15 protein-coding genes are annotated in these 17724 nt (G+C 60.2%); 7 read left to right on the top strand and 8 right to left on the bottom strand.

Annotation, left to right across the window (positions count from 1 at the left end; genetic code table 11):
* Positions 1-112 precede the first annotated feature (112 nt).
* Complete coding sequence (locus FHT29_RS03880) at positions 113-610, top strand: DUF488 domain-containing protein (RefSeq protein ID WP_168599201.1); 498 nt, start codon at positions 113-115, stop codon at positions 608-610.
* Here FHT29_RS03880 and FHT29_RS03875 read toward each other — a convergent pair.
* Entirely contained in the window at positions 607-1416 is an 810-nt protein-coding gene (locus FHT29_RS03875) for a hypothetical protein (RefSeq protein WP_168599200.1), read from the bottom strand. The two genes, FHT29_RS03880 and FHT29_RS03875, sit on opposite strands and share 4 nt — an antisense overlap.
* A 150-nt stretch (positions 1417-1566) precedes the next feature.
* Positions 1567-3564 carry a P-loop NTPase fold protein gene (locus FHT29_RS03870; RefSeq protein WP_168599199.1) on the bottom strand — a complete coding sequence of 666 codons (1998 nt, stop codon included), beginning with the start codon at positions 3562-3564 and terminating at the stop codon, positions 1567-1569.
* A gap of 405 nt (positions 3565-3969) precedes the next feature.
* Here FHT29_RS03870 and FHT29_RS03865 point away from each other — a divergent pair, with 405 nt between their 5' ends.
* The 5 genes from FHT29_RS03865 to FHT29_RS03845 all read left to right on the top strand — a co-directional run bounded on the left by FHT29_RS03865 (position 3970) and on the right by FHT29_RS03845 (position 7813).
* Positions 3970-4200 (top strand): hypothetical protein, encoded by a 231-nt coding sequence (locus FHT29_RS03865; protein ID WP_168599198.1) that lies wholly within the window; start codon positions 3970-3972, stop codon positions 4198-4200.
* Positions 4201-4323: 123 nt separating this feature from the next.
* Positions 4324-4722 carry a hypothetical protein gene (locus FHT29_RS03860; RefSeq protein ID WP_168599197.1) on the top strand — a complete coding sequence of 133 codons (399 nt, stop codon included), beginning with the start codon at positions 4324-4326 and terminating at the stop codon, positions 4720-4722.
* 3 nt (positions 4723-4725) lie between these two features.
* Complete coding sequence (locus tag FHT29_RS03855; protein WP_168599196.1) at positions 4726-5148, top strand: type II toxin-antitoxin system VapC family toxin; 423 nt, start codon at positions 4726-4728, stop codon at positions 5146-5148.
* A 277-nt stretch (positions 5149-5425) separates the two neighbouring features.
* The gene (locus tag FHT29_RS03850; RefSeq protein ID WP_168599195.1) at positions 5426-6181 is read left to right on the top strand and encodes an SDR family oxidoreductase; all 756 of its coding nucleotides are present in this window, start codon (positions 5426-5428) and stop codon (positions 6179-6181) included.
* Positions 6182-6301: 120 nt separating this feature from the next.
* Positions 6302-7813, top strand: coding sequence for a mechanosensitive ion channel family protein (locus FHT29_RS03845; protein WP_168599194.1), 1512 nt, complete (start codon positions 6302-6304; stop codon positions 7811-7813).
* A gap of 22 nt (positions 7814-7835) precedes the next feature.
* Here the strand turns inward: FHT29_RS03845 and FHT29_RS03840 are convergent, their stop codons facing one another.
* Genes FHT29_RS03840 through FHT29_RS03835 form a run of 3 tightly spaced genes read right to left on the bottom strand, consistent with a single transcriptional unit; the run spans position 7836 to position 9696 of the window.
* On the bottom strand, positions 7836-8579 hold the full coding sequence (locus FHT29_RS03840; protein ID WP_348644852.1) for a dicarboxylate transporter/tellurite-resistance protein TehA: 744 nt from the start codon (positions 8577-8579) through the stop codon (positions 7836-7838).
* Positions 8580-8591: 12 nt separating this feature from the next.
* Entirely contained in the window at positions 8592-8819 is a 228-nt protein-coding gene (locus tag FHT29_RS35040; protein ID WP_348644848.1) for a hypothetical protein, read from the bottom strand.
* Positions 8820-8823: 4 nt separating this feature from the next.
* Entirely contained in the window at positions 8824-9696 is an 873-nt protein-coding gene (locus FHT29_RS03835; RefSeq protein WP_168599193.1) for an MBL fold metallo-hydrolase, read from the bottom strand.
* A gap of 391 nt (positions 9697-10087) precedes the next feature.
* Here FHT29_RS03835 and FHT29_RS03830 point away from each other — a divergent pair, with 391 nt between their 5' ends.
* Positions 10088-10471 carry a PAS domain-containing protein gene (locus tag FHT29_RS03830; protein ID WP_168599192.1) on the top strand — a complete coding sequence of 128 codons (384 nt, stop codon included), beginning with the start codon at positions 10088-10090 and terminating at the stop codon, positions 10469-10471.
* Between the two features lie 3 nt (positions 10472-10474).
* Here FHT29_RS03830 and FHT29_RS03825 read toward each other — a convergent pair whose 3' ends face one another.
* The 3 genes from FHT29_RS03825 to FHT29_RS03815 form a co-directional block, all read right to left on the bottom strand.
* On the bottom strand, positions 10475-15940 hold the full coding sequence (locus FHT29_RS03825; RefSeq protein WP_168599191.1) for an AAA family ATPase: 5466 nt from the start codon (positions 15938-15940) through the stop codon (positions 10475-10477).
* 134 nt (positions 15941-16074) lie between these two features.
* On the bottom strand, positions 16075-16905 hold the full coding sequence (locus tag FHT29_RS03820) for an alpha/beta hydrolase (RefSeq protein WP_168599299.1): 831 nt from the start codon (positions 16903-16905) through the stop codon (positions 16075-16077).
* 177 nt (positions 16906-17082) lie between these two features.
* The gene (locus tag FHT29_RS03815) at positions 17083-17700 is read right to left on the bottom strand and encodes a glutathione S-transferase family protein (RefSeq protein ID WP_168599190.1); all 618 of its coding nucleotides are present in this window, start codon (positions 17698-17700) and stop codon (positions 17083-17085) included.
* Positions 17701-17724 lie beyond the last annotated feature (24 nt).

Here is a 17724-nt window from a genome sequence, read left to right as displayed (position 1 = left end):
AATTGACGATCAGCTCTGGCAGCGTGCCGATCGATGTCGTATCGAGACGCGCGTTGCCTGCGCAAGCGTGGAGCCAGCGACGCCATTCACAGTGGCGGAGAAGGAGCACATGATGAAAACTGTCTACACCATCGGCTACGAGGGAACCGACATCGAACGGTTCGTGAAGACACTCGCCGCGGTGGGCGTCGAAGCGGTCGCCGATGTTCGTGCCGTCCCCCTCTCCCGCAAGAAGGGCTTCTCGAAGAATTCGCTTCGCGAGCATCTGGAGAACGCCGGGATCAAGTACCTTCCCATGCAGGAACTCGGCGATCCGAAAGACGGGCGTGAAGCCGCCAAATCAGGTGACTACGACCGCTTCAGGACTATCTATTCCGCGCATGTCGATCAGCCGGAATCGGTCGCTGCCATAGAGAAGCTTGCCGCAGCGTCTGAGGATCAGGCTGTCTGCTTGCTTTGCTTCGAACGCGACCCCAAGACGTGCCACCGATTCATCGTTGGCGAACGGATGGGTGCCTTCGGCTACGAGATGATGCATCTCTATGGCGACGATCCGGCGCGCTATCTTCGTCATCAGGACAAGCTGCCGAAGCGTGCGGCTTCAGCCTAAAAGAGTTCGCCCTGTGCCTGGTGTGGCGGGTAGATTAAACTGATGATCATCCATTGCTCTTGGAACCTGTGCTGGTTTCCCATGAGGAAAATCAGATCTTTCGAAGGAAGGTCATTTTCGAGCTTCTCTCGGAAATAGCGTTCCCAGTCCGCGCCATACCGCCGCTCGCAGCCCAGATAGAGGGCGCCCACTTCCCAGTCGAGAACCTTGTGCCTGAAAACTTTGGCGTTCGCTCCTTCACCGCATTCGTATCGATAATAGAAATCGAATGGCAGTTTCCGTAGGGTCTTGATTGACGGTTTGTCGTCATCGTCGAAGAGGCCGCCTTGGTTCTGACTACCCAGGAGCTTCGCAAGGTCCTCATCGGTCCATTCGGGATCGGAGACTGGCTCAATATCCAGACCAAGAACCCTCATCGGCTTCAGCAGCGCGAGCGAACGGCGGTCTTTTTCTTGCGCAGCTGCGATATCGTCAAAATGTTCGAATGGCTTGACTGGAGACAGCAAGCGACGACGCTCTCCCCAATCCTTCCCGGTCGGAACAACGGAACCGCCTTCGATCGTGTCGGTCTTGATGGTAAAGCTTTCGGGACGGTGGTCCTTCCTGGCCTTCTCGACCTTGGCCTTGATCCACTGCCATTTCTTGAACTGCTGCTCTTCGGCGATCAAGCGAAATGGCACCGGAAACAGGCGGATCAAATTACCCTTCTCATCCATTCCGGCGACGCAGGTAGTCTCGGCATACTTGCCACTAGGCGACGGATACGTTTTACAAAGTATGAGAATTCGGGCATCGACAACAGGCATGGCTTGCTCCCGGACAAGATCGAGACTGGCCGGAATTGCGCCAGTTCAACACTGCGAAGTCAATTCAGCGTTGTCGTGTATACTACGTGACACACAACCATTTCTGGACATCAGCGAACTTTGTCATCGCCCCAACTCCAGACAGCTTTCCTATTCCGGCTTCTTGCGGGAAGCTCGCCCAGTCTTCGGTGCCGCAGGCTTCGGTGCGACGCGCTTCGCGGGCGATTTTGGCTTTGCTGCAGCGGGCACCGCAGGGGGAGGAGCAGGTTGTGCGATGCCGAGCTGTTCGGCCGCGCGCTCCATTCGAACTCGAGCCAATCCAGATTGGCCCGAAGCGCGCTTCCGCAATTCCGTATGAACCTTCGGGTACCATGGAGCCTCGATTGCCAAGGCAGGATAGTGGGGGATCACTTTGCCTCTCTCCTTGAGCGCGTTTGCGATCCAGTACCAGCCAGTTCTGGGAGATATCAGCCAAGCGTCGACAAAGGCCACGGGATCCACGAATGCGAATATCGGAATGTCCTCAAATTCCAAAACATTATTGCGAGTATGGCAGACCTTATCGAAGAACTTCTGGCCGTCCGCTTTCACCACGTCGAGCAGGGCTGGCACTTTGCCTGGAAGTGCCAGATGCAACGCTGACGTCCGTGCGTTGATGAGGTGGTCGAAGACACTTTGAAAATCGGGCCTGTATGTATCGACGACCCAGTACGTGACACCGGCGAATCCGTCCTTAAAGTCATCCGCCCACATGTACCCGGACTTACGAGGAGGCAGCCGTCCTGCCCTCAATAGATCGTCTATGTAGGCCTTCGCTTCTCCCGCGACATCCATCGTCGTCTTGCCCAGGACCCCGCGGGAGGCCATCATCATTCTCAACGCCACAATGTGCAGTAGCTCGCCGGACTCAGTGACTTCGCGTTTGTCGAACTGTTCGTTCATCCGCTTTAAAGCCACATCGACATCCTCGTCATTCAGTTTGTCGAAGCTGCCAACCACCTGCCAGGGCGGAGCGACCTCCTGCTCAAGGAAATATGCGCTATTATCCAGGGAAGCTAAAATGTGCTCTGAAACGAAGCGGCCATCGAACAGCATTTCAGCTAGGACGTCGTCATTCAGCAATGTGCCAGCGATATCGATGGAGTCATACCTTTGCATCGCATCGAAGATCCTGGATTTCGGCGCCGGATCCTGTTTGCCCCGTCCCATTGCGATCCGATGCCCGAAAATCTTCTCCTTGCGCTGTGCCAAGTCCTCCCGCTTGAGTCTGTTCGACCGGGTCTCCACCGAAAGAGCCGCGAATAGACGGATCAGCTCAACCATCGCCATTCCGTTGGCAAAATGACGGTCCTCGAGAGCCATGGCGAGCCGACCGACATCCTCGACCACATGCCGAAGGACTCGCAACGATGCCGTTCGGGACTCGGTAAACGTGGCAAGGATTTCCATTCGGTGTTCACCAAGCCTGCCGAGCGATTTCAAATCTGCAAAGGCCTTGACGAAGTCGGCGAAGGCTGCCTCAACGTCGGGCTCGATGTTCAGCGTCTGTCCAAAAACCTTTTCCTTTGTATCCGCGAACGTCTTCACGATCTTATCGTCATGGGCGATGACGATCACCCGGCAGCCGTGATGCTCGACATAGCGATTGATCATCCCAAGCAGCACCTCGTTGTCGACGGTGCATCGTTCGAGATCGTCAAGAATTATCGGCCGCGAACTATCCACCTCGTTCTTGATAAATGTGCCAACCAATAGACTGGCGAGGCCACCAGTGCCCAGCGATCCTAGAACAGGAATGTCGATCGAAGTGTCGTCAGCTTGCTCTGCAAACTTTTTCAGTTTCGATGCTCGCGGGAACATCTTGCCAAAGACCTGCGCTTCGATCTCTCCAGGTGTATTAAGGCCGAACAGGCTGATGTAGTGAGCATGCGTATCGGGGAGAGCACGGCGAACCTGATAGGACTTTCCTGTGCCCCAATCCCCGGTGACCAACACGGCGTAGCCAGGCTTCAGCCGCCCGACATAGTACGCGAGATACTTGTCGAGATCGGTCCGAGGCTTGATCGCGAGAGCCGTGATCGGTTCCGCATCGTTGCGACTTTCAACCGACACCTGCTCCGGCACGTTCTTCGCAAAGGGATTTCTCATCGTGTCTCTCAACCTCGGAAACCTGGCAATCACGCCTGAGTAGCAACATCTGCATCTACGCGGCAAGCAGGCCTGAGGGAAAGGGCCAATCCGATGGTATAGAAACGAGGCCGCTCGCAACCGAGGTCGCGGGCGGATTCTTGCGCATGTCGACCCCGATCAGGCGACGGCGACGAACTCAAGCTTCATCGTCAGATCGTTGAACTCCTTCACCGTCGGCTGAATCGTGACCATGCGAGCCGGAGCGTTCTCGGTGCCAAAGTTCTTCTTCCCAGACACAGCACGGGTCCGCGCCCGACGTTGGCGGACAGGGGATGGCTAACCCCCAGAATTAGGTAGCAACTGCCACCAGACTTCTTGCCGCTGAACACATAGGATCGCCGCGATCCTATGTAGTAATTTTGAATGACCCTTGTCGTTGATGAACTGAAGAAAAAGCGGGCAGAAACCGACCTTCGGATCAGCGAGATGCAGGCACAGATCAGCGTTCTGGCGCAGCAGGCTGCATTCGACGAAAGCCGGATGATGTCAACAAGGATATCTCAGCTCTCTTCGAAGGCGTCGGCCGGCCGTGGTTTCGTTCGGCGGACGCTCGGGGAAGCGGGTCGGCCGATCACGACCGCGGATTTCGCCTAGTCTTCGCCCTCGACAACGGACTGGGCGAAGACGACGCGAGACTGCGCATAAATCCGTGGCCATCTTTCTTGACGAATGTGGCCACGCATCCCATTGTGTCCTCGAACAGGTGGAGATGATGACATGGACGCGAGGATACTCAAGCAGGTGCAGATGGCCCGCAACGCCAGCAAACAGGACATCACTGACAGCCTCGTGGAAACCATTGTCCAGATCGGGGGTGATCCTCTGACCGTCAGGAAGGCCAAGGATGAGCTGAGCGCAGTGCTCGGGAAAGCCCGAAACGGCGTTCCGCAAGTCATCGGCAATATCAAGAAGGCCGATGATATGGCGGTCGTGATCTCCGTCAAGGATCTTGCGGAACTCGTTACCGCAGCGCGGCAGCAGGAGACCTTCGGGGAGGCGCTCGACGCCATCGGCTTCAAGCCGTATTCCGGTGGCCGCATCATCGTCGGTCAGGGCCGCAAGCGCGAGCGCCTGCAGCGCAGCAGTAACGCCTCCGGCGCGAAGATGGCCCTCTGACGCATGTTCTTGCTCTCGACGCAGGCGCTGATGGATATCATCTGCGAAAACCCCGACGTGACTGCGTGGATCCGCCCGGTGCCGGCGCAGGACATCCATGCCAGCGTCGTATCGGTCGCCCACGTCCAGGCCGAGATCCTCTCGACGCCAATCGAGGAAGGCCGGGAGGTTATGGATCTCGCCCTCAGGGCGTTCGTGTCCTTCGCCCGCAGGAACAACGCCCTCGAACTCTTCGATGAGGGGGCGGGGGCCGTATTCTCACGAATCGCCCAGCTCGACCTCCGGATCGATGACGACGAGGATCTCGGGGACATGTCCCGCATGGTCGTCGCCACGGCGATCGACCGCAACCTCGTGCTGATCGAGGGAGAGCAGCCATATCACGGTCAGATCGACGGCCTTCGTGTTGAGGACCCATACAGATGAAGGCTGTAAGGCGATACCGCCGAACAGGTGGAGGCGCCTCACCGGGCGTGGCTCCTTTCCAGATACTTTCGCTTTCGGGCGGAGGTTATCGGGGACTGTTTTCTCATCCGACATAATCGAAAGCCCCTCAGATTCGAGCGAGCTATATTCGCCTCGTCATCGAACGGCGGTGTCATAAGGACGAGAGCGTCCGGTTGCTCTTCCCACTTCACCGTACCCTCAACAGCCCGAGCGTGCTCTGGCCGAACGCCTTCGCGTCCCCAATATGGAGAAACGCATGACCAAGAAACTTGATAACAAGGTCGCCATCGTGACAGGCGCCAACAGCGGCATTGGCCTCGCCACCGCAAAGCTGTTCGCCGCCGAGGGCGCTCACGTTTACATCACCGGACGCCGCAAGGAACAGCTCGACGCCGCAGCGGCTGAGATCGGCGGCAGCGTTACCGCGGTCAACGCCGACTCCACCAAGATGGAAGACCTTGACCGCCTGTTCGCGCAGGTGAAGGCCGACCACGGACGTCTCGACGCCATCGTCGTCAACGCGGGCGGCGGGAGCGTGCTTCCTCTTGGTCAGATCACCGAAGAGCAGGTTGACGACACTTTCGGGCGCAACGTGAAGGCCGTGATCTTCACGGTACAGAAGGCGCTTCCTCTTCTCAGCAAAGGCTCCTCGGTCGTCCTGATCGGCTCCACGACCAGTATCGAAGGAACGGAAGCGTTCTCGGTCTACTCCGCCTCGAAGGCAGCGGTACGCAACCTTGCCCGTTCGTGGGCGCTCGACCTCAAGGGCAAGGGCGTTCGCGTAAATGTGCTGTCGCCCGGACCGACCCGCACTCCCGGCCTCGTGGAAATCGTGGGCGACAATAAGAACGCACAACAGGCCTTCCTCGATGCTCTCGCGTCCACGATCCCGCTAGGCCGCGTCGGCGAGCCTGAAGAAATCGCAAAGACAGCGCTTTTCCTGGCGTCCGACGATTCCAGCTTCGTGAACGGCGTCGAACTGTTCGCCGACGGCGGCAAGGCTCAGGTCTGAGCTTCCAGGGGGCAGTCGTCTTTCGGCCGCCCTCCCTCTCTCGTCATGTCTCCTTCTTGACGAGGGCGGCGCTTGCACTACCAATTGCGCGAATCTAAACCAGCCAAATGAAGTGACCCTATGAACCTGGACGACGTCCTGCGCCTTCTGCTCGATCCGATCACGCAGTTCGCGGCGCTGGTCGTCGCACTCGTTGTGGCGAGAACGCGTGTCCGGGGCCGCCCGACGCACCGCTTCATCGTCCACATCGCTTTCTTCGCCATCCTCACCATCCTGCTCGTGGGCCACGACGTCGCTCCATGGACGACGGTCACTGGCGACGAGGACCTCACTCACAAGATGTTCATCGGCGTCGCCAAAGCTACTTGGTGGACGGGTGGCGCGATGGTGCTCGCGAGTTCGGTTCGAGTCTTCCTGATCTTCGAGCGAAAACCTCGGGAGGGCCGCCTGATCCAGGATTTGCTCGTGGCCTTCATCTATCTCGGCGCGGCTCTTTCGATCATTGCGTTCGTATTCGATCTTCCGGTACGAACCCTGGTCGCGACCTCCGGCGTCTTCGCTATCGTCCTTGGTCTCGCGCTCCAGAGCACGCTCAACGACGTCTTTTCAGGGATCGCGCTGAACCTTGGTCGGCCATATACCGTCGGGGATTGGATCGAGGTCGAAGGAGGCGTCCGTGGACAAGTGGTTGAGACGAACTGGAGGTCGACGCACCTACTCAACGATACCAACGACCTCGTGATCGTGCCCAACAGCACCCTGGCCAAAGCCACGTTAACGAATCTTACTGGCACCGACTCCGACCATGGCTCGAAGGTCGTCATCAGAGCATTGCCGACACGGTCGCCGGCGGTCATCGAGGAGACGATGAAGACGGTCCTCCTCAGCGCGAACACGACCCTCAAATACCCGACGCCGTCGGTCTCGGTCACAGGCCTCGACGGTTCTGCTGTCGAGGTCGAACTCTCCTTCAAGGTCGCCAGCCTCGGCCAGACTGGGATCGCCAAGAACGAGATCTTCGACCTCGTTTTTAGGCACGCGAAGGCGGCTGGGATTCAACTGTCGACTGCGGCGAACGCACCGACAGAGGCGTCGCCTGCTGAAAACTCCAAGCATCCCGGAACGCCGTGGCGCCTGCTGACATCGATCCCGCTGTTCTCGGCTCTCACCGAAGACGAGATGGAGACGGTGGCGAACAGCATGAAGCGTTGCACCTTCAAGAAGGGCGTGGTCATAGCTCCGCAGAACGCTTCGATGACGTCTCTGATGATTGTCCGGAGCGGTGTCGTATCGGTCGAGCGGGACGAGGAAGGTGAAAGGAGCGAGGAACTGACGCGGCTGGCGCCCGGCGACCTGTTCGGGGAGCGCGGCGTTCTGATGGGCGCGCCGGAGCCAGCAACGATGCGCGCCCTCACCTTCGTTGTAGTCTACGAGATTTCGAAGGACCATCTCGCGAGAGTCATGCATGAGCGCCCTGCCCTTGTCGAGGAACTCAGCAAGCTCCTGGCGAAGCGTGTCGAGACCGAGGAGCACCTGAGGGCCGACGGGAACGCTGGTGCGGAGGCTCATCCGGTTTCATTGGCAGCCAAGATAAGACATCTTTTCAGACTTCCACACGGCAGCATCAACTGACGTTTGGACGGTTAGGTCGGCTTCACTCCGCCGCCCGTGGGTGCGAGACGGTCAAAAGCCTGCCCTGGATCAGCAGCGCTATCGTGCCTATTGCGATTGCCCCGACAACGACGTTCGCAAAGAAGAAAAAGTAAGGCGCCAGCTGGCCTCCGATGCCGTCTCCACCGCGAGATGCCATTCTCATGGACGCAGATGCCAATGCAGTAGTGCCGAGCGTTGCCGCCCAATATGAAGGGGCGAACGGCTGCTTCATGATCCAAGGCACGACGCGAACGAGAAGCGCCACCTGCAGAAGGCAGTAGCCCAGCAGCCCGTTTGCGAAGAGGTCAGGCGGGCCGGACGTCATGCTCAAGTAGGCGGCACACGCGACCGCAGGCGGAGCCAAAACGATGCCGAGCGTCGGCCGAAGTGCTGGAGCCATTTCGGGCGCTGTCAGCAGTCGCTGCAGCAGGACGGACTCGGTAGCGGCCCAAGTGAACATCCCGGCGCCGAAAAGCAACTGCGCGAGTCCCGTGTATCCGAACGAACCCAGGACAAGTGCCGACACGAGAGATCCTGCCACAGTCGGAAGATAGAGGATGGCCGTCGTCGCCTCGTGGTCGCGGCCGCCACGCCACATGACCCCGGTCCGCCATGTTGCGAAGAGGATCGAGAACGCCATGCCGAGGAAGAGCAAGGCGACAGCAACGGGATGCGAGTACGGTAGGACAGCGCGGGCGACAAGCATCGTCGCCACGCCTGCGAGGCCGATGAAACAGCAGTGGATCGGATGGTCAGCCTACTCCAGTGCCTCATCTCTCGCAAAGATCCATTTGGCCGCGTAGAAGACGCCGATCGTCACCCAGACCGCGATGGCGACGACGTTGATCGCCTCGCCGACTATCGCAGGAAAATCCCAGAGTTCGTGGGCCAGCCGCCAGTCGCCGCCAAGTCCAGCGAGGCCGAGCACCATGCCGTACATGCCCGCAGGTACTCTGGGGAAGCTTCGGTGATTGCCTGCATGCATGTCGTCAGCCCTCCACGAATCTGAATGCAGTCCCCGCCCGCTCGACATAGCCGACGCCGGGGTAATTCCAGTGGTAGCCAAGTATGCGCAGCTTTTCGTTCGCAGCCTTGTCGAGCAGCGAAGCCCTGTTCTTGAGAGCGATCTCCGGCTCCGTATCGAAGCCGAAGTGCCATTTCGGGTTCTCAAAGGACACGACGTTGTTCGGAACGACGTCGCCGGAGATCAGAAGATTTCCATCGCCTGCCAGTTCCAGCGAAATGTGTCCGGGCGTATGTCCCCGAGTGCTCACCACGCTCATGCCCGGTACGATCTCGTCTCCCGGCTTGACCAGAGTGAGCCTGTCCTTAACGGCGAACAGATCCCGCTGCGCCCCTCGGGCGAACTCATGCAGAGGCTTTGGCATCGCCGTCTCGTAGTCGGAATTGGTCCAAAACGACCATTCGGCTTCACTGACGTAGTAGTGGGCGTTGGGAAACATCAGCGAGCCGTTGGGTCTCGTCGTCCCACCCGAATGATCGGGATGAGCGTGGGTAAAGATCACCTTGGTGACGGATTCGAAGTCGACGCCAATAGACGCTAGGTTTTCCGCAAGGCGTCCATCGCTCGGCTGAAAGTTCGAGCCCGCGCCCGTGTCCACGAGCATGACATCGACGCCGTGGCGGATCAGCGGGACGTTGGTCTGAAGCGGCGCGCTGTCCGCATCGCCTCCGAGCCGCCCGAGGATCGTTCCACGCTCGTCGGGTGACGCATCCGGCATCAGGATGTCCCACGGAAGCGTGATGTAGCCATCGCTCAGCACAGTGATGTCGAACTGGCCATGACGGAGCGTGTGAAAGCCCTGCGATAACGACGGAAGGTGTGCACGGTCCGGATTCATCAAAGGCTCCTCGCCGCCGTCGGACTACTGGCCGCGGCGATGACAGTGTGTCCCCGCACCGACGCGTTGGCGAGTGTGTTCCTGTGAGTTGCGGGGCGTTCTCGCCAGACACTAGCTGTAATATTCAACCATGCATCGCGCATGAGGAAGGCGAGCCTATGTGGCAGATCTTAGGTGACAACGCAGGAAAATCGCGCGTCAAACGCTCGTCAGACGTCAAATTTGGATGCGATCTCTCCCGTGCTTTCGCTCCGTCCAAATATTCCGCCAAAGTGGAGCGTTGTCGCATTTGTGAGTTCTTGTGAGAAATAGAGCGATGGACCGCCCTCAGGTTGCGGAAATCGTGGCGCAGCGGTACCAATTCGGCAAACTCCAAGGATCGGAGCCGTCCATGATTTTTGATCTGCAGTCCTTCGGCCCGCTCGAATTCGAGGAGGCAGGAATTTTCACTTGGAACGTCGGCGCGGATGTGATGTTCGGCGACAGCGCAGTCGCTCTTCTCTATGGCCTGTCCGCCGAAAGCGCGATCAGCGGCAAGAAGATGTGCGCCTATCTCGGGCGCATCCATCCTGACGACCTGGCCGATGACGCGCTCGCAATACACACCGCCATCACCTCATCCGGCAGCTACCACGCCACCTACAGAGTCAGGGGAGCGCTCGACATCTACCGTCCTGTCGAGTCCTGGGGCCGCTGCTTCCGTGGCAGCCAACGAGACCAGGTCCAGTTCGCCGGAATCATACATCCCGCGGAACCGACGCCGCCTGTTCAATAGACCCTACGGAGCCGTCCGGACAACAGCGCCTCCTTTCAAGGTGAAGGAGAAGATGCTTCCTGTCGGCTCGTTTGCCCTCACCCACAGCGTGCCGCCATGGGCTTCGACGATCGAGCGGCAGATCGACAGGCCCATTCCGAGGCCCGCTGTCTTCGTCGTGAAGAATGCGTCGAAAATCTGGTCTCGACGTGATGGGTCGACACCCGGACCGCTGTCCGTCACCGATACCATGGTCTTGCCGTCTTCCAGCCGTTCGCTTCGGAGATGCAGGCTGCGCGGCGCATCCGTCGCCGATCCCATCGCCTCGGCCGCATTGAGGATAAGGTTGAGAACGACCTGCTGCAGCTGGATGCGGTCTCCCACCACAGACCCCACACTGGGATCGAGATCCGTTGCCAGCGATATGCCGTGCCGCTGCAATTCGCCGCGCGTCAGCACGATCACGCCGTCGATCATGCCGTTGATATCGACAGCCTCCATCGAGAGCGGCGCCTTTCGCGCGAGCGCCCTGATGCTGGCGATGACGTCTCCGGCGCGATGGCTGTCACGAATGATGCGTTCGGCCGCCTGGCGGGCCTCCTCGATGTCCAGCTGGTCTTCGCTCAGCCATTTCAGGCAGGTCGCCGCGTTCATCACGATGGCCATCAGTGGCTGGTTCACTTCATGCGCGATGGAAGCCGTCAACTCGCCGAGCGCGGTCAGCCTTGCTGCACGCGAGAGATGCTGCTGGGCTTCCTCCATCCGTTTCAGGTCGTCGATATCGATGTTGGTGCCGTACCATTTGATGATCGCTCCATGCTGGTCACGCATTGGTGTCGCGCGGATCAGGAACGAACGGGCGACGCCATCCATGCGGATCATCCGCGCCTCGACCTCGCCCGCCTCGCCCACACCGAGCACCTCGACCCATTTCGCAACGACCTTGTCGAGGTCGTCCGGATGAATGGCACGCATCCATCCGTTGCCGAGGGATTCTTCAAGCGTAAGCCCGGTGAAGTCGTGCCAACGCTTGTTGAAGCTCAGAAGCGTGCCGTCGATGTCGCTGTTCCAGGCCAGCGCCGGGATCATGTCGTAGGCGAGTCGAAGCTCCTCGGCGGCTCGCCGGGCTTTCTCCTGGGTGTCCTTGGCGGCTTGATAGAGCGCCGCGTTCTCCAGGGAGATCGCCGCCTGTGACGCCAGCAGCTGGAGGACCGCGACCTGATCCTTCTTGAACAGGTTGGTGGACAAGCCGTTCTCGAGATAGAGGACGCCGACAAGCTGCTTCTGCTTGACGATCGGAAGGCAGAGGATGGATGTCGATGGTGCCTCACGCACGTAAGGGTCTTCGGCGAACGGATGCTCGTTGCCGACGCCATCGAGGATCACGACATCCTGCGTCCTGGTCACGTAGGCCAGAACGGTTTCCGCCAGCCTTCGCTCGAACGTGTCGAGCTTCACCGATATGCCGTCGTCGTAGGTCACGGCCTCGGAGACGATCTGCATTTCTCCGTCCTTCGGCAGCAGCAGCAATCCCCTGACGGCGCCGGAATGCTCCACGACTGTCACCATCAGGCGCTCTATCAGGCGATCCAGAACGATCTCTCCTGACACCGCCTGAGACATCGCCACGACCGCCGCCATTTCCAGAGGATGATCTTCGGGCTTCGCAATCCCGTTGGACTCGCCCCCTATCCCTGGATTCTCTCGGTCCAGCCTCCTGACTATCGCAGTCGCACCCCATGCCGAGAAGCACGCTCTCGCATTCTTCAGGAAGCTTTCGGCGGTCGATTTCAGCCCGAGCGAGCCCGAGAAGCGCCCCGCCAGTTCGCTTGCGATCCCCTCGTTCTGGACGAAGCTGTGCTGCCGGGCTGAAGCGATAGCCTTCTCATAGAGTTCGAGGGCGTCGATCGGTCTGTTTTCCAGCCGTGCCATCTCCGCCGAAAGCAGGAAGGCCCGATTGCCGAAGTTTTCGGGACTGCTCTTGGCCCAGATGTCGACATGGAGCTGGTGAAGCCGCAATGCCTCGACGTGCGCGTCGCCACCCATGTCGTCGGATCGAGAAGCGGCCGCCGCGTGTGCGAGAGCGCTGTAGAAGTGGAACTCCGCGATCTCGACGAACGACTTCGCACTTCTGTTGGAAGCTGCCTCCCCCGACGCCGCCAGTGCGCCGACGCAGTCGCCCGTCAGATAGCGCGCCACGATCCTCTGGATCCAATACCATGCCAGGACGAGCTTCAGGCGCTCCCCTGCCTCGACCAGATAGGCTTCAAACGCCGCGGGGGCCGGAAGGGCGGGATCAGGCTCTTCAATGCCACGGAGTTCCCGGATATGGAGGAGCTGTCCTGCCGCCGCGTCGGCCGCCAGCGAAAATCCGGTTTTACTGGCAGCTTGCAAGAACTGCTGCGCGTCCCGTTGGGCCGCCTCCAGATCGACACCGCGGATAAGAAGATGCGCAACCAGCGCTTCCCCTGGCGCAACGCTGAAGACCAGATCTGCCCTGGCAACCGCTGTGGCTATTGCCTGACGGGAATACTTCTCCGAGATCGATAGATGCTGGGTCCAGGGCACGCAAAAGCAGCCGTAGCAGGCGTAGACGCGAGCCTTGAAGCGATCCATTCCATGGCGCTCGACCAGCTCCAGTCCCAGCCTGCCGAACTGTCCGCCGGACGCGTAGTCGCCCGATCTCAGACCAAGCGGAATGACGACCGAGACGTACGCATAGCAGGAAGCGTCGCAGTTGCCGTGGCGGAGGCTGAGCGACACCATCTGCAGGTAGATCAGCTCCTCGAGATTTCCGTCCGTGACGATGGCGGGGAGGATCGTGTACGCAAGTACCTCCATCGCGGCGAGCCAGTCGCGGTTCTCCATCCGCGGAAGGTGGACGAGCTGATCGATGGATCGTCCCGCCAGCCGCTCGTACAGATCGTGGATGCCCGCGCGAACCTCGGCGTCGCTCGGATGAGCGGACCACTCGATCCCAAAGTCGCGCAGGTACTCGAGCGCCACCTCCACCGCCTTGTCCTGGTCTCCGAGCGTCAGATAGAGGGACGACCGTAGGCCGACCACGGCGCCGCGATCTACCGCGTCCTCCGCCTTGGCCGCGAGGTGAACGAGATGGGCTTCCGCGACCTCGTTCTCGCCTGACAGATACTCGCACTCGGCGCTCTCGAGTTCGAGTGGAAATCTGATCGAGTACCGCTCCCATCCGGCCTTCTCGATCAGGCTCAGGCCCGTCTTAAGATATTTGAGGGCGGAACGGTATGCGACCGATGCCTTGGCGCGCCTGCCAGCTTCGAGGAAAAGTTCGGCGATCCTTTCGAGTCTGTGGGGATCGACCGCCTGGTCGAGGCCGCGCCCGAGCTGGTCAGCCACCTCGAAGATATGCTTCTTCAGCGCGCCCGGCGGCAGCTTCTCCATCAGCGCGGAGCCGATCCGAAAATGGATCTCCGGCCTCTCGGCTTCCGGCACCATGCGGTACGCGGCTTCCTGGACCCTGTCGTGCACAAGCACGAAATCGTCGTCGGAGCGCAGCAGCAGTCCCCCTTCGACGGCCTCCCACAGAATGCCGACTACCTCCTGCCGCGGCTTGGCTGTGATCAGCGAAAGGATAGTCGCGGAAGTGCCGTTCCCGAGGCATGCCATCAGCTTGACGATCTCGAGAGCACGGAGCGGAAGCCTGCCGAGCTTGGAGACCACGAGATCGGCGACGTTGTCCGTGATCTTCGTCGCGCGGATCCTGTTCTCGTCCCATTTCCATTTCGCGGTCTCATGGTCGTAGGAGAGCGCTCCTTCGAGATCGAGGGCTTCTATGAAATGAAGAACAAAGAACGGATTTCCGCCCGTCTTCTGTTGCACGAGCTTCGCCAGCCGCGCGACCGACGGGACGTCGTTCCCAAGCATGTCGGCTAGAAGGTGTCTGATTTCGCCCTCGTCGAGCGGGCCAAGCCGCAGTTCGTCATAACGGCAGCTTCCAGCCTTGAAGGCCTCCCGCGCATCGTTCAGCGGATGCCCGCGAGGCACCTCGTCGTCGCGGTAGGCGCAAATGAGCATGAGGTTGGCGACGTCCCCGTCTTCGGTGATCCTTGCAAGCAAATCAAACGTGGGGATGTCCAGCCATTGTACGTCGTCGATGAATAGGACGAGCGGATTGTCCGGCCGCGCAAACACCTGAATAAAACGGCTGAAGACGAGATTGAAGCGGGACTTCGCTTCGTGGGGCGGCATGTCGGGAGCCGGAGGCTGCTCGCCGATCACCAGCGCAAGTTCCGGAATGAGGTTGATCATCAACTGCGCATTCGGCCCCAAAGCCTCGGTCAGCGCCAGCCGCCAGCGTGCCAATTCCGCCTCGTCCGCACCGAGGATCTGACGCACAAGGCCGCGGAACGCCTGCGCTATCGTGACGTAAGGGATGTCGCGCGTGTACTGGTCGAACTTCCCGGCTGCAAACAAGCATCCGCTGAACGGGATCGACTTGCGCAGTTCTCGGATAAGCGACGACTTACCGACGCCTGCGGGACCGGAGACTAGAGCTACAGCCTTTCCGCCCGGCGTTCTGGCGATCTCGAACGACTCGAGAAGAGAGCTTATTTCCAGAGAGCGGCCATAGAGCTTGTCCGGAACCTGAAGGTGACCCAGGGCGTCTGCGGTTGCCACGTCGAACTCCTCGACGCGACCCGTCGAAGCAAAACTGCCGAGACACCGCCTGAGATCGCTCTCCAGGCCCGCAGCCGTCTGATAGCGGTCGTCGGGGTTCTTGCTGAGGAGCTTGAGTACGATCGACTGGACGACAGGCGGAATGGCATCGTTCCGCTCCCTCGGAGGTATTGGTCGGCGGGCGACATGGGAATGGATCCATTCCATTGCATCGACCGCCATGAACGGAAGTTCGCCCGTGAGCATCTGATAGAAGACGACGCCAAGGGAATAGAGATCGCTCCGCTCGTCGACGGGCTCCTTCATCCGCCCCGTCTGCTCGGGGGACACATATGGCAGCGAGTCCGCCATGCCACGGGCTGTGGCGGGCAGCTCGGGCACGCTCGTCTGGGAGCCCGCCTTTCCGAAGCCGAGCAGCCGAACCGTTCCCAAGTCGTCTGCAAGAAAGCGGTCTGGGCGAAGATCCTTGTGGATCAGGCCTCGTTCGTGGACCTGTCTCACCGCTGCGGCCGCGTTCGTGGCAACAGCTAGAAATCGGCCCACCTCGAATGGGCGTCCCAGTTCGGCCGTCAGCGGCAGCCCGCCCTGGTCCTGCAGCACCAGGAACTCCCGGCCATCGTGACGTTCCAGTGACAAAGGAGTTGCCGCCCACTTTTCATCGAGGCGGTGAGCGAGAGACAGCACGTATTCGAAGCGCGGATGGCATTCGCTGACGGTGTCTGGAGAAGCGGCCGTGACCAGTAGGAGCGGAGCGCCGCCGTCGCTGGACGTGCCCCGATAGAGCGCGCTGACTGCGTCCTCACGAAGCAACTGCATCTGGTAGCGGGACAGGTCCATCACGAAGCTCCGTATGCCAACGGCTGAGGCCGCTCGTGATCCTAAACTAATTTTACAGTCGCGCCATCGTGGTCGATATGACGGTATCATCGAGAAGGCCGGACTGCTATCCGGCCTCCCAACTTGCTTCCCGGCTACGCCTTGATGAAGGCAAGGATGTCGGGGTTCAGGACATCCGGGTTCGTCGAAAGCATCCCGTGCGGATAGCCCTCGTACGTCTTCAGCGTCGCGTTCTTCAGAAGCTTGGCCGACAGCGGCCCGGCGTCGGCGTAGGGAACGACCTGATCATCGGTCCCGTGCATGACGAGAACGGGAATCTCGATTTTCTTCAGGTCTTCGGTGAAGTCAGTCTCCGACCAGGCCTTGATGCACTCGTAGTGCGCGTTTGCGGCGCCCATCATGCCCTGGTGCCACCAGTTGTTGATCAAACCCTGCGAGACTTTCGCATTGGGCCTGTTGAAGCCGTAGAACGGCCCGGTCGGCACGTCGATGTAGAACTGCGCCCTGTTGTCGGCGAGCGCCTTGCGGAGGCGGTCGAAGACTTCGATCGGCAGACCGCCAGGGTTCTTTTCCGATTTCACCATGACCGGAGGCACGGCAGCGACGATCACCGCCTTCCTGACGCGGCCGGGCTTGGCGCGGGCGACGTAGTGCACGACCTCCCCGCCCCCGGTCGAATGACCGACATGGATCGCGTTCTTGAGATCAAGCGCCTCGACCACCTCGGCGACGTCCGCGGCGTAGGTGTCCATCTCGTGCCCCGTACGGCTGTGGGAAGAGCGGCCATGCCCACGTCGGTCGTGCGCGATGACCCGGTAGCCCTGGGCGATGAAGAACAACATTTGATTGTCCCAGTCGTCGCTGCTGAGCGGCCAGCCATGATGGAACATGATGACCTGCGCATCCTTCGGACCCCAGTCCTTGTAGAAGATCTCGGTTCCGTCCTTCACTTTCACAGTACCCATGAACTTGTGCTCCGTTGCGGGTGATGGTTTCTGTTTCGTGGCGGCTTCGGCAGCCGTCGCGGGCAATGCAAGAGCGAGCGCGACTGTCGATCCGGCGATCATCGCGTCCCGTCTGGTAATCGAAACATCCGGCTTGAATGTCATGCGTTGAACCTCCGAATTGCGAGTGTCTGGTTTTCAGGCGGGCGCAGCTACGCCGACTGCGGTCTTGGTGAATGGCACGAACCCGGGGAGTGACTCGACCCGGCACAGCCATGACTGGACATGAGGGTAGACAGTCAGATCGATGCCACCCTCGGGCGCCCGCGCCACGTAGCCGTAGACGGCCAGATCAGCGAGCGTCGGCGAGGACGCCGCGAGCCAGTTCCTTGTCTCAAGCTCGTCGTCCAAAACGTTCAGGAGTGCATAGGATCTCGACAGCACTTCGTCTGGGACAGGTTTCGGACCGGATATCCGTATCCTTCGTGCCGTGGCGACACCGTATGCCACCTCGCCTGCTGCGACCGAGAGCCAGCGCTGAACTGCCGCCGCACCCATAGGATCCTCGGGCAGCCAGTCGTGCCGTCCGAGCTTCTTGGCCAGATAGATCAGGATCGCATTCGAGTCCGCGAGAACGGCGTCGCCATCCTTGAGAACTGGCACCTGACCGAACCTGTTCATCTTCAGGAATTCGTTCGTCTTCTGCTCACCCCGGCGGATGTCCACCTCGACAAGTTCGAACGGCTCGTTGACGAGCGTGAGGAAGAGCCTGACCCGATGCGAGTGGCCGGATAGCGGATGGTAGTAGAGCTGCATTCCGGTCTCCAATATCGTAAGGCG

This window comes from Rhizobium sp. SG741, from assembly GCF_012275435.1.
In the GTDB taxonomy this organism is placed as follows: domain Bacteria; phylum Pseudomonadota; class Alphaproteobacteria; order Rhizobiales; family Rhizobiaceae; genus Rhizobium; species Rhizobium lusitanum.
This window is presented reverse-complemented; position numbering and strand designations above follow the sequence as displayed.

Bases quoted from the DNA above. Each gene is read 5' to 3' on its own strand.
- FHT29_RS03815 (WP_168599190.1), bottom strand. From the start codon at position 17,700: ATGCAGCTCTACTACCATCCGCTATCCGGCCACTCGCATCGGGTCAGG.
- FHT29_RS03875 (WP_168599200.1), bottom strand. From the start codon at position 1,416: ATGCCTGTTGTCGATGCCCGAATTCTCATACTTTGTAAAACGTATCCG.
- FHT29_RS03860 (WP_168599197.1), top strand. From the start codon at position 4,324: ATGGACGCGAGGATACTCAAGCAGGTGCAGATGGCCCGCAACGCCAGC.
- FHT29_RS03880 (WP_168599201.1), top strand. From the start codon at position 113: ATGAAAACTGTCTACACCATCGGCTACGAGGGAACCGACATCGAACGG.
- FHT29_RS03865 (WP_168599198.1), top strand. From the start codon at position 3,970: ATGACCCTTGTCGTTGATGAACTGAAGAAAAAGCGGGCAGAAACCGAC.
- FHT29_RS03850 (WP_168599195.1), top strand. From the start codon at position 5,426: ATGACCAAGAAACTTGATAACAAGGTCGCCATCGTGACAGGCGCCAAC.
- FHT29_RS03835 (WP_168599193.1), bottom strand. From the start codon at position 9,696: ATGAATCCGGACCGTGCACACCTTCCGTCGTTATCGCAGGGCTTTCAC.
- FHT29_RS03855 (WP_168599196.1), top strand. From the start codon at position 4,726: ATGTTCTTGCTCTCGACGCAGGCGCTGATGGATATCATCTGCGAAAAC.
- FHT29_RS03830 (WP_168599192.1), top strand. From the start codon at position 10,088: ATGATTTTTGATCTGCAGTCCTTCGGCCCGCTCGAATTCGAGGAGGCA.
- FHT29_RS03825 (WP_168599191.1), bottom strand. From the start codon at position 15,940: ATGGACCTGTCCCGCTACCAGATGCAGTTGCTTCGTGAGGACGCAGTC.
- FHT29_RS03820 (WP_168599299.1), bottom strand. From the start codon at position 16,905: ATGGGTACTGTGAAAGTGAAGGACGGAACCGAGATCTTCTACAAGGAC.
- FHT29_RS35040 (WP_348644848.1), bottom strand. From the start codon at position 8,819: ATGCATGCAGGCAATCACCGAAGCTTCCCCAGAGTACCTGCGGGCATG.
- FHT29_RS03870 (WP_168599199.1), bottom strand. From the start codon at position 3,564: ATGAGAAATCCCTTTGCGAAGAACGTGCCGGAGCAGGTGTCGGTTGAA.
- FHT29_RS03845 (WP_168599194.1), top strand. From the start codon at position 6,302: ATGAACCTGGACGACGTCCTGCGCCTTCTGCTCGATCCGATCACGCAG.